Here is a 12,449-nt window from a genome sequence, read left to right on the forward strand (position 1 = left end):
AAATTTTTTATTTTTTTCACAAACTGACCCCTGCATTTTTCTTACATATTTGCAAAAAAAATCCGGAATTAGATTGCTTTATTCGCACCTCTAATTCCGGATTTTTTCGTTGTATAATATTCTTTTAATCTTTGTCTGTTAGAATAATAATTATATCAGGTTAATCACTCTTACATATAATGTTTCGCCCTTTACTCTATAATCTTATACTCTTTCATTAACTTGTTCTGATATTCAATATCTTTAGCAGATTTTTCTAAATCGTCATATCTTTTTTCTGCTAATAATATAGTGTTAAGTTTGTTTATATTCTCCTGACCCTTTGCCTCTCCAGCCTTCAATCCCTCTCTATATTTCAGATTCATCTCCATCTGTAACGACATATACTCTCGCCTCCATCTCGTATTTTTTCTGACTGCAATTACCTTTTCATCAATTTGTTTTGTCAAATCACTTTCCGGTTCTTTGCCATCAAAATATTCCAATAATGATTTCAGTTCTTTATTTATGCCTTTTTTATCCCCTTTTGTGTTTAAAAATATCTTATGCGTTCCATCATTAAGTTTAATTCCACAATCATCTATACATAAGTTTTCAAACTCATAAATACATTTGTTCTTTCCAAAGAAATCAAATGTACAAATAAATATGACATAACTTTCTTTAAGTATATCATATGGCTCACCTTTTTCAATCATGTTTAGATCTATAACTCCCTGATAATATCTTGATCTTTTTGGTAATTCTTTATACGCTGTTGTCTGCATTTCAAGATTAAACACTGTATTATTATCATCCTCAACATATATATCTAATCTTATTCCTTTTGATTTTATTGTCATCTGAATTGTTTCTTCATAATCTACATATTCTATATCCCTTATTTTTATATTCAATATACTTTCTAATAATGGCTTACATAATCTCTTATCACTCATCACTTTTGCAAAAAAATCCCCATAAAATTCAATTATGCTTTTAAATCGCACAATCAAATTTTATGGGGATTTTAAAGGTTTATATACATATCAAACTATGCAAATTTTTCACCTGTTAATAATTCATATGCTTCTTTATATTTAGCAACTGTCTTTTCAACAACTTCATCCGGAAGAAGTAAATCATTGTCAGGGTTAGCTTTTAACCAGTCTCTTACGTACTGCTTATCAAATGAAGGCTGTCCCTGTCCCGGTTTATATCCTTCGAGTGGCCAGAAACGTGAGCTGTCAGGTGTTAACATTTCATCACCAATTACTACGTTTCCATTTTCATCTAAACCAAATTCAAATTTAGTATCTGCAATAATAATTCCTTTGCTTAAAGCATATTCTGCACATTTCTTATATAAAGCAATTGTGCAATCCTTAATCTTTTCTGCATATTCTGCACCTTTTCCAGGATATGCTTTTTCTAATACTTCTACACTCTGTTCAAATGAAATATTTTCATCATGGAGTCCGATTTCTGCCTTTGTACTTGGTGTATAAATTGGTTCAGGCAACTTATCTGATTCTACAAGACCTTCAGGAAGTTTTATTCCGCAAACTGTTCCATTTTCCTTGTAACTTGCCCAACCACTTCCTGTAATGTATCCACGAACGATACATTCGATTGGAAGCATTTCTAACTTCTTACACATCATACTTCTGCCAGCAAATTTGTCATTCTGGAAAAATTCCGGCATGTCTTTAACATCTGTTGATACCATATGGTTAGGAACAACATCCTTTGTATAATCAAACCAAAATTTTGACATCTGTGTTAAAACCGCACCCTTGTCTGTAATCTTGTTCTTTAAGATGTCATCAAATGCTGAGATTCTGTCTGTTGCAACAATAATCATATTGTCTCCATTATCGTAAATCTCACGTACTTTTCCTTCTTTTACCGGTTTAAATTCCTGCATTATTGTACTCCTCCATTTTCTTCTGCCCTTGTGTTGTTGAACAGTTTATTCTATTTTATGTATCTAAGCTTACGCTCACCATAAAATTATAAACAGAGATTTTATGTAAGTCAATGACTAAAGACTTTCTATATTTTCAATTTACCCGAATTCTCAAAAATTATTTTTATATTTTTATTAATCCAAAGCATCCTTTACCGGAACTTCTACCTTTTCTTCAAAGCATTCAAATAATTTATCTGTTTCTTCTTTTTTCATCTTAGGTGTTAATAAACTTATAACAGGTACAAGAATTAAACTTACAAGCATTGTAAATGCACCTGCATTAATTGGTGACTGTATGTAGCCCCAAATCATATTTGTCACAGTAACTATGATGCTGAAAATAAAACTTGCCCATACAGAAGCCTTTGTAACTTTCTTCCAATATAATCCATACATAAATGGCGCAAGGAATGCTCCTGCTAAAGCTCCCCATGAGTAACCCATAAGCTGAGCAATATTAGGAATACTATCTTTATTTAATGCGATAATTACTGAAATTGCTACAAATACTACTACGAAAATTTTCATAAGTAATACCTGTTTCTTTTCTGCCGTTTTCTTTAATACCGTTGTTCCCAAAAAGTCAATTGTAATTGTTGAACTTGATGTAAGTACCAATGAGGAAAGTGTTGACATTGAAGCTGATAATACTAACACAATTACAATACCTATTAATATATCAGGAAGTGTTGAAAGCATTGTAGGAATAATTGAATCATATCCACCGGTTGCAATATCAATTTTATCAGAGAATAATCTTCCAAATCCTCCTAAGAAATAACATCCACCTGAAACAACTACTGCAAAAGCAGTTGAAACTATCATACCTGTCTTGATTGATTTTTCACTTTTAATTGCGTAAAATTTACCAACCATCTGAGGAAGTCCCCATGTTCCTAATGAAGTTAAAATAATTACTCCTAAAAGATTTAATGGGTCAGGTCCAAAAAATGATGCAAAAATTCCGTCACCTGCAACTTTAATTACATCTCCCTCTACAGGCACCTGCGCTGCAAGTTTTGACAATGAACTGTAAAATCCACCCTGTCCGTTTAATACTGAATAAATAACTGCACAAATACCAAACAACATTACAATCCCCTGAATAAAGTCATTAATTGCTGTTGCCATATATCCACCAAGAATAACATAAAGTCCTGTAAGCACTGCCATAATAATAACAACTGTGCTATATGGTATGTCAAATGCCATTCCAAATAGTCTTGAAAGGCCATTATATACAGATGCTGTATATGGGATTAAAAATACAAATGTAATAACACTGGCTGCAATTTTAAGGGCATCACTGTTATATCTTTTTCCAAAATAATCAGGCATCGTCTTAGCATCTATATGCTGAGTCATAACTCTTGTTCTTCTTCCTAATACAAACCATGCTAATAAACTTCCTAATATAGCATTGCCAAGTCCAATCCATGTAGAGGCAATACCATATTTCCAACCGAACTGTCCTGCATATCCTACAAAAACAACTGCTGAAAAATACGATGTTCCATATGCAAATGCCGTAATCCATGGTCCTGCTGATCTTGAACCCAATACAAACCCGTTAACATCTGTGGCATGCTTTCTTGTATACACACCAATTCCAATCATGACTGCAAAAAATACAATCAATAATAAAACTTTAACTAACATTTTGTTCCTCCACTTTTAGTTACATACCTTTATCGTCGCTTTAAACCGTTACGCTTTAAAGCATTAAAGTTATTATCACATAACATCCTCTTTTTGTCAATAAAAAATCCCCGAAAAAGATTTGGTTATTTCCTCCTCTCTTTCGAAGATTTTATATTTATTTTCAGGATTTATTCAACTAATTATTAAAGCTTGGATTAAAACTAAAAATGAATATTACTAACTATATTATGGTTAGTATTTACTTTTCTTCATCCTTAATTATTCTGGATACTCTTCTTCTCACAATATCTTTTTCAATAGGTTCCATCATCAAATCAACAACGCCTCCCTGAATTGCTATCTTACACTGTTCTATATTGCTTTCCTTACAAACTGCTATCTTAGGAATACCTGCTATATCCTTATTATTATTTAAATAATCCATGATTAATTTTCCATCATCCTCATCATTTGACAAATCCGCAATTATAATCCTAATTTCGCGCTGTTGCTTTATAACTTTATCTATTTCGTCTGATGAAATAACTTCAATCACGTTATATTTGCTACTGATTGCCTTATCTATCGCATGACATATGGTTCGGCTTTTACTATATACAATAACGCTTTCTCTTTTTTCTTCATAAGTACCATAATCATCCACGCCATATTCATGGTAATATGCTTTACCATATTTCTTTGCTTCTGCTAAAGCTTTATCAGCTCTGTCAAATAATTCTTTATAATCATTTGTTCCATTATCAGCAAATGCTAATCCGACACTTACAGTAGTTCTTCCTTTAATCACTGTACTTTTCTTTACTTTAAATATTCTAATTATATCTCTTGCCTTTCTTCTGGCAATCTCTTTATCCGGAATATCATTTAAAAATACAACAAATTCATCTCCGCCAATTCGACCTATTATGTCTTCTTTTCTAAAGTTATCCTTCAATATTCTCGATACTCGTCTTATTGCATGGTCACCAATCAAATGTCCTTCACTGTCATTTATATATTTAAAATCATCCATATCAACAACAATAATTGCACCTATATGATTCTTATGTTCATAAAGCCGGTTATTAATTTTATTAACAGTTGTCATCTTATTATATAACCCTGTCATCTGATCAAGTTCGGAAAGTTCTGACAATTCTCTGTTTTTCTTTTGTATTTCTGCGTATTTTCTTGTAGCAATCAAAACATTGCTTACACGTGCCTTAATTACTTCCCTTACAAGCGGCTTTGTTATGTAATCATCTGCTCCATTTTTAAAAGCTTCGATTAAATTTGCTGAATCATTGTTAACTGTAACAATAATAACAGGAATATCTGCAAATCTTTGATCTAACTTTCTTTCCTTAAGAATATCCACACCTGTCATATCAGGTAACCAGTTATCCAATAATACAATATCAATATTATATTTGTACTCTTTTAAAATTCTAAAGCACTCTTCTCCACTTTGTGCCTCCAGAATCATAAAATCTTCTGCAAAATAATTAGCAATGATATTTCTATCAATCTCATTGTCATCTACAATAAGCATTGTATCCATTATTTAATTTACCTCCCCTATTTATCGAACTTATCTCTTCTCCTATATTTGGTTTTTCCCAAATGAAATAAAAAATCCGACACTCTTCCCTACAAAGTGCCGGTTTCTCTCTCATAAATAGTTTTATCTTCTAACTACATATAAAAATTGTGTTCAGTAATAATGTCTTCCCCAAAACATTTTGTTATATATGATAGTAGTGTATTATGTAAGCTTATTTAAAGCTATTTTCATTAATCTTACCACTTAAATAAAAACATTACAATACGCATTTTTATGAAAGTATTATTATTTTAGAAACGTTTTTATTATTTTTTATTTTATTAATAGTTAACAGTCATATTTTTTCATTATATAAATTTAATTAATTTTCCTTATACTAACATCATTAATTTTATTATCTATTTTCTTTCCATAAATTCCTAATATATTAAATTGTCAGTAGTTACTTTTCTTTTTTTAACAATTAAAAACACCGATATATTAACATCTAAAGATTAAATTCCTAATCTTATTAACATATCGGTGTTCTTATTAATTTTCAAATTCTATCATAAATTTGCTTTTATTATAAAATCTGTTTTATTTTTTTGTTTTAACTGTCTTAACTGACCAATCGCCATAAACTTCTGTTCCGCAGTAATTTGTCTTTGCGGCTCTTACCCTTACGAAGTACTTTGTGCCCTTCTTTAAGTTCTTAATAGTGTATCTCACTTTCTTAGCTGTAGCACTTGTTTTCTTCTTGAAGTTCTTATTTGTAGACCACTGAATCTGGTAATTCTTAGCCTGAGCTGCCTTTTTAAATTTTAAAGTAGCTGTTGCCTTTTTACCTTTTACTTTATTTGCCTTAAGACTCTTAACTTTAACTTTTCCTACCTGGTTAAGTTTCTGTACTGTTGCTTTAACTGCATCAGATGTTACTGTAGAATCTGTTGTTGCAAATACTATCATATTTGTTGTTGCTAAGTTAATAACAAAATTAGCTTTGTTTGGGTTAGCAGGATCAATTGTTCCTGTTGTTGATGTAATTGCTGCAGGAAACTCAATGCTAAAGTTAAGTGTAATAGCTGATGTGTCGATTCCCATAGCTGAGTACATAGCAACTGACTCACTCTGTGCCAAACTTACTTCACTGTATAATGTAGTGCTTGTTACATAAGCATCACTTGATAATGCTTCTTTTACTACTTCACCAATCTTATCAACTGTTGAAGAGTAAGTTTCTGTTGCTTCGTAAAATTCCTTGCCATCTTTTGTTACAACTTTCATTTCTTTTCCATCAGAAATATCTGAAGTTGTCAGTCCTGATGAAGTTAACCATGTATCCATGCTTGCTTTATCAATATCTACTGTAGCTACTGCAGATGCTGTTCCATCTGAATTAATCTTTACATTAGCATTTTCTGTCATACACCCTGTAAACATAACTGTTACTGCTGCTGTTAGGGCTAAAACTTTTACCTTTGTTGGTCTCATATATTTCTCTCCTCCTTATAATATGGTAGTGCCCCCTTCCTTCGGTCAGCGGCTAATCGGCGAAAATATTTTAAGGAACGAACTTTGTTCGTTTTATTTTCGCCTCTTTATTTGTTACTTATTATTGTACCATATTATATAATGATTACAACTTAAGAATATCTTATTTTTCCCAATTATTTGCTGTTTCTGAACTGAACAGGAGTCATTCCATATTTTTTCTTAAACAATCTGTTAAAATGTTCAACATTCTGATAACCAACATTTTCTGCAATTGCTTCAACAGTCATGCTTCCACTCTTAAGTAAAGCTCTTGCCTTTTTCATTCTTACATTTTTAACGATATCACCAAATGTATTTCCTGATTTTTCTTTAATGTACTTTGATAAATATGGTTTTGACAAATGGAATTCATCAGCCAATTCATCTAAAGTTACTGTCAAATAATTTGTATGAATATAATTCATTATTTCATTTAATCTGTCATCCTTACAGGCATTTACTCCTACTTCACTTTCTAACTGATTCACTGCAACTGTCAAAGCCTGAATTGATGACTTAATAATATCAGCATCAATTCCAACACCCCAGAACATCTTACCATTATGACTGATTCCTACATATGATACAGCCTTTGATGATGAACCTCTTGATAATGAATGTTCTTCATATACTGACAATTCATAACTTATGTTAAAGTACTGCTTAAATGCATTACTTACGGCATCAAGTCTTCCGTTTCCTGTGCTCTTGATAACTCTGACTTTGTCATCATATGCAATTGTAACCTCAGCTATAATTCCGTCTTTCTGTTGGAAATGACATTCAGGTACGCTGAATACTGTATTATTTGTAATGTATTTATCTTCAAATATCTGGTATACCCAATTTGGTGATAATTCTTTATGCTCTTTATCTGAAACATCCTTAACTGTGTATCCGACTTCTTCCTTCATTCCATCCGGTAAATCCATACCAAAATTCTGTTTTAAGATGTAGCTTACGCCACCCTTTCCTGACTGGCTGTTAATTCTGATTACATCTGAATCGTATGCTCTTCCAACATCCTTAGGATCAATTGGTAAATATGGAACATTCCATTTTTCTGTATGACCTGCTTCTCTGTATGCCATTCCTTTTGAAATAGCATCCTGATGTGAACCTGAAAATGCAGTAAATACCAAATCACCTGCATATGGCTGACGTGGAGAAACTTTCATTCTTGTTAATTTTTCGTATGTTTCGCAAATATGTGGCATATCACTGAAATCAAGTTTTGGATCAACTCCATGTGAGAACATATTCATTGCTAATGTAATAATATCAACATTACCTGTTCTTTCACCATTTCCAAATAAAGTTCCTTCAATTCTGTCAGCACCTGCCAATAATCCTAATTCGGCATCTGAAACACCACATCCTCTGTCATTATGTGGATGTAATGAAATCGTAACTGCATCACGATATTTCAAATTCTTGTGCATATATTCAATCTGAGTTGCAAATACATGTGGTAAAGAATTTTCAACTGTTGCAGGAAGGTTGATTATAACTTTATTGTCAGGCTTTGGCTGCCATACATCTAATACAGCATTACATACTTCCAATGCATAATCTACTTCTGTTCCTGTAAAACTTTCAGGACTATATTCAAATGAGAAGTTTCCATCTACTTCATCAGCTAATTCTTTTAATAATTTTGCTCCATCTACGGCAATCTTTTTAATCTGTTCTTTTGACTTCTTAAATACCTGCTCACGCTGTGCAACTGATGTAGAGTTATACAAATGAATTACTGCATGCTTACATCCTTTTACAGCTTCAAAAGTTTTCTTAATAATATGCTCTCTTGCCTGTGTTAATACCTGAACTGTAACATCATCAGGAATCATGTTTCTTTCTATTAAGGCTCTCATAAAATTGTATTCTGTTTCTGATGCAGCCGGGAATCCAACTTCGATTTCTTTAAAGCCCACTTTAACTAACATCTGAAAGAATTCTAATTTTTCTTCCAAGCTCATTGGTTCAATTAAAGCCTGATTTCCATCTCTTAAATCAACACTACACCAAATTGGTGCTTTTTCAATCTTTTCTTTCTTAACCCAATCAAATGTTGGTGTAGGTGGCATAAAATACTGTTTCTCATATTTTGTACAATCCATCATAGTTCTTACTCCTTATAACCTTTAATAAATATATGTAACTTGCATCTAAATCTGTACCTTGATGTTTTTTAATTGATTTATTTTACTTTATTACATTAATGTAGCAAATTGCCCTATAACGTAAAAAAGCTCTATAATATCAAAAGATATTATAGAGACGAATCATCGCGGTACCACTCTACTTCATGTATAGACATGCCCTTACTGGATGCTCATGACATCCGCTCCCTTTAACGGTGGAATCCGTCCTGACCTACTAATATGTTCAGCCGGCTGCTCTAAGGCGAGTTCATTATATCACTCCTACTGTCTCACATCAACCGACAGCTTTCTGAAAGTCGCTCAATAATTACTATTCCTCTTCTATGCATTTGTTTATGTTTTAACTGTGATAATAATAACATATGCAAATCTAGAATTAAAGTGACGTTTTTAATCATTTTTATTGATTTTTTTTAATATTTTGTATTTTATTTATCAATTTAGTTGATTTTTCTTTTTTATAGCAATAAAAAACGCGTGCCTTCAAGTACGCTAACAATAAAGAAAGCTACCAACTTTAAATTGATAGCTTTCTTTATTATATAAATATATTTTTTAACCTAATACAATTATGATATTCAGCCTACTTTTAATTTAAATTTCTGAACATCTTTTTCACTGTCAACCTTTTCAATTGTTGCTCCAAGGCCTCTTAACTTGTCAGAGAAATGTTCATAACCTCTCTTAATGTAAACAATATCTTCAACAGTTGTAAATCCTTCTGCTGCAAGTCCGGCAATTACTAACGCTGCTCCTGCTCTTAAGTCAGGTGCACAAACCGGTGCTCCTGTAAGACCATTTACGCCCATTATTAAAGCTGTATTGCCTTCAACTTTAATTCTTGCACCCATTCTGTTAAGTTCATCTACATATTTAAATCTGTTTTCAAAAATGCTTTCTGTTACTGTGCTGCTGCCATTGGCCATTGCAAGTACAACTGCCATCTGTGGCTGCATATCTGTTGGGAATCCCGGATATGGTAATGTCTTAATCTGAGTATTTCTGATAAATTCTCCACCTTTAACTCTTACCGCATCATCGTATTCTGTTATTACGCAACCCATTTCAATAAGCTTAGCTGAAATGCATTCCAAATGTTTAGGAATAACATTCTTTACAAGAACACTTCCGCCTGTTGCTGCTGCTGCACACATAAATGTTCCTGCTTCAATCTGATCAGGAATTGTAGAATAAACTGTTCCGTGTAACTTCTCTACACCTTCAATTCTAATCTTATCTGTTCCTGCACCTCTGATATTAGCTCCCATACTGTTAAGCATATTAGCTACATCTACAACGTGAGGCTCTTTAGCTGCATTTTCAATAATTGTCTTACCTTGAGCCATTGAAGCTGCAAGCATAACATTAATTGTTGCTCCTACTGATACAACGTCGAGGAAAATATGATTTCCTAATAACTTCTCTGATCTGGCATCTACCATTCCATGTTCTGTATCAACTTCTGCACCTAAAGCTCTAAATCCTTTTATATGCTGATCTATTGGTCTGCTTCCTATGTCACATCCACCTGGAAGAGCTACTTCGGCCTTATTAAATTTACCAAGTAACGCTCCAATTAAATAATAAGAAGCTCTTATTTTCTTCATCTGTTCATATTCAACTACACATGATGTAATTGTGTCACCTTTTATCTTAACGCAGTGTCTGTCTACTCTATCGACTGTGGCACCAATGTTAGCAATTGCATCAATCAAATGATTAATATCACTAACGTCAGGTAAATTATCTATTGTCACTTCTTCATCAGTCATAATAGCCGCTGCTAATAAACCTAAAGCTGCGTTCTTAGCACCACTTATCTCCACTTCTCCATTGAGTGGTGTTCCGCCTTTTATAATATAACGTTCCATTATGCACCTCGGGTATTTATGTATATAATTGAGTTGTAAAAACTCAAAGCAAAAACCGACCGAAATAGTTTATCATCTAATTCACTAATTCGGTCTAACTTTAAAATTCTATTTATTTCTATCTATTATGTCACTTGTATGAGAATTAAATTCTAATACAATTATCCTTTGCTTCTTTACGCATAGACTAATTATAACACATTATCGCTCTTTGTAAACCGATTAATTCATACATTTTCACAATTTATTATATGTTTTTTTGTTGAAAATGTTACCTATTCAAGAAAATTAAGTGGATTTACATGCTTATCATTTTGTATTACTTCAAAGTGAAGATGCGGACCTGTACTGTCTCCGGTATTTCCACTAAGTCCTATTATCCTTCCCTGTTCAACCGTATCACCTAAATTAATTAAGATTTTACTTAAATGAGCGTATCTGGTTTTTAGTCCATTTCCATGATTTACCAGTATATTATATCCATAACTGTCACTTAAATATGCTTTTTCTACTGTACCATCTGCTGCCGCACATACGCTTGTTCCAACTTCAACTGCCCAGTCGTGTCCCAAATGTGTGGTTCTTCTGTCAACCACGTCTCCAAATACTGAAGTTGTCACTCCACCACTTACAGGTTTTCTAAGTTGTATCACAGTATTTGACACATTCTGTACTGAATTATCAGCAGTTTGGTTTATTTCATTATTTGCTGTCCTTCTCAAAGAATCTTTATTTATTGTATTTTTTAAAGACTCCTTATTTGCTGTATCTTCCAAATAGTCAGCTTTTTCACCTTTTATAGAAGATATTTTTGTATTGCAAATTTCTTTAACTGCGTCATCACTTTCTTTATGATTTCTAGCTAAATGTGTATCTGAGGTATCATTTGCCTGAATAACTTTTATAGTTTTATCATTTTCTGAAATCATAAAACTATATGCCCATGTTTCCATTATCATTTGAGAAAAATTAAACAGGATTATCATAAGTATTAAAATTCCTGCCACAACATATGATACTGCATGGCATTTGTTTATATACTTACTATTCATTTTTAATTGTAAACGCCTCCAAATAAATTGTTATTTTGTTCACATGCTACCAGGCTCAAAAGTTCTAAACCTACATGAGTTTGTTCATAAGTAAGTGAATTATCTTATTATTCGCCTTTGTATTAACAAATTATTTTATTCACATTCGTTTTTTCCTATTTTTACATCTGCCCTATTTCTCGCCTTTGTACTCTTTTATTTTTTCTAATGTTAACTGCACAGTTTCTTCTACATTTATGTTACTTTCATTTACCACTACATCTGCATATTTTTCATAAAGGGGTACTCTTTCGTTAAATAAATCATCAAGCGTCTGTCCATCACGCAAAACTACGCCTCTGTTTTTCAAATTGCCAAGTCTCTTTTTTAGGTTTGCCAAATCAAGCTCTAAATATACAACAGTTGCAATTTCTGACAAATGTTCCATTGCTTCCCTGCCGTACACTACGCTTCCGCCTGTTGAAATAATGGCTTTTTTAGGATTTAATGATTTATTTACATCATTTTCTACCTGAATAAATCCATCTATTCCTTTTTCAGCTATTATTTCTTTAAGTAATTTATTTTCTCTATCCTGAATTACCAAATCAGCATCTATAAACTGGTATCCCATCAACTTTGCAAGTATTACTCCTACTGTACTTTTTCCTACTCCCGGCATTCCTATTAAAACAATATTTTCCTTCATTT

9 protein-coding genes and 1 other annotated feature are annotated in these 12,449 nt (G+C 32.4%); all 9 genes read right to left on the minus strand.

Annotated features, from left to right (window positions below; translation table 11 throughout):
- Window positions 1-191: 191 nt before the first annotated feature.
- The 9 genes from CCC31_RS05910 to CCC31_RS05950 all read right to left on the minus strand — a co-directional run bounded on the left by CCC31_RS05910 (window position 192) and on the right by CCC31_RS05950 (window position 12,447).
- Window positions 192-938, minus strand: a complete 747-nt coding sequence (locus CCC31_RS05910) for an Rpn family recombination-promoting nuclease/putative transposase (RefSeq protein WP_118564984.1) — start codon at window positions 936-938, stop codon at window positions 192-194.
- Window positions 939-1,033: 95 nt separating this feature from the next.
- Window positions 1,034-1,906: a phosphoribosylaminoimidazolesuccinocarboxamide synthase gene (locus CCC31_RS05915; protein WP_117908453.1), complete on the minus strand. Its 873-nt coding sequence runs from the start codon at window positions 1,904-1,906 to the stop codon at window positions 1,034-1,036.
- Between the two features lie 177 nt (window positions 1,907-2,083).
- Entirely contained in the window at window positions 2,084-3,610 is a 1,527-nt protein-coding gene (locus tag CCC31_RS05920) for a sodium:solute symporter (protein ID WP_290850256.1), read from the minus strand.
- A 241-nt stretch (window positions 3,611-3,851) separates the two neighbouring features.
- Window positions 3,852-5,153, minus strand: coding sequence for a diguanylate cyclase (locus tag CCC31_RS05925; RefSeq protein ID WP_290850257.1), 1,302 nt, complete (start codon window positions 5,151-5,153; stop codon window positions 3,852-3,854).
- Window positions 5,154-5,735: 582 nt separating this feature from the next.
- Window positions 5,736-6,629: a fibronectin type III domain-containing protein gene (locus CCC31_RS05930; RefSeq protein ID WP_117908446.1), complete on the minus strand. Its 894-nt coding sequence runs from the start codon at window positions 6,627-6,629 to the stop codon at window positions 5,736-5,738.
- A 176-nt stretch (window positions 6,630-6,805) separates the two neighbouring features.
- Window positions 6,806-8,794: a 2-isopropylmalate synthase gene (locus tag CCC31_RS05935; RefSeq protein ID WP_117908443.1), complete on the minus strand. Its 1,989-nt coding sequence runs from the start codon at window positions 8,792-8,794 to the stop codon at window positions 6,806-6,808.
- Between the two features lie 150 nt (window positions 8,795-8,944).
- Window positions 8,945-9,169 (minus strand) — a binding site (T-box leader).
- A 245-nt stretch (window positions 9,170-9,414) separates the two neighbouring features.
- Window positions 9,415-10,707, minus strand: coding sequence for a UDP-N-acetylglucosamine 1-carboxyvinyltransferase (locus CCC31_RS05940; protein WP_290850261.1), 1,293 nt, complete (start codon window positions 10,705-10,707; stop codon window positions 9,415-9,417).
- Window positions 10,708-10,982: 275 nt separating this feature from the next.
- Window positions 10,983-11,759 (minus strand): M23 family metallopeptidase, encoded by a 777-nt coding sequence (locus CCC31_RS05945; protein WP_290850263.1) that lies wholly within the window; start codon window positions 11,757-11,759, stop codon window positions 10,983-10,985.
- Window positions 11,760-11,931: 172 nt separating this feature from the next.
- Window positions 11,932-12,447, minus strand: coding sequence for a shikimate kinase (locus tag CCC31_RS05950; RefSeq protein WP_022089350.1), 516 nt, complete (start codon window positions 12,445-12,447; stop codon window positions 11,932-11,934).
- Window positions 12,448-12,449: the final 2 nt, after the last annotated feature.

This window comes from Eubacterium sp. LMAG:50 (assembly GCF_008680265.1).
Classification (GTDB): domain Bacteria; phylum Bacillota; class Clostridia; order Lachnospirales; family Lachnospiraceae; genus Eubacterium_U; species Eubacterium_U album.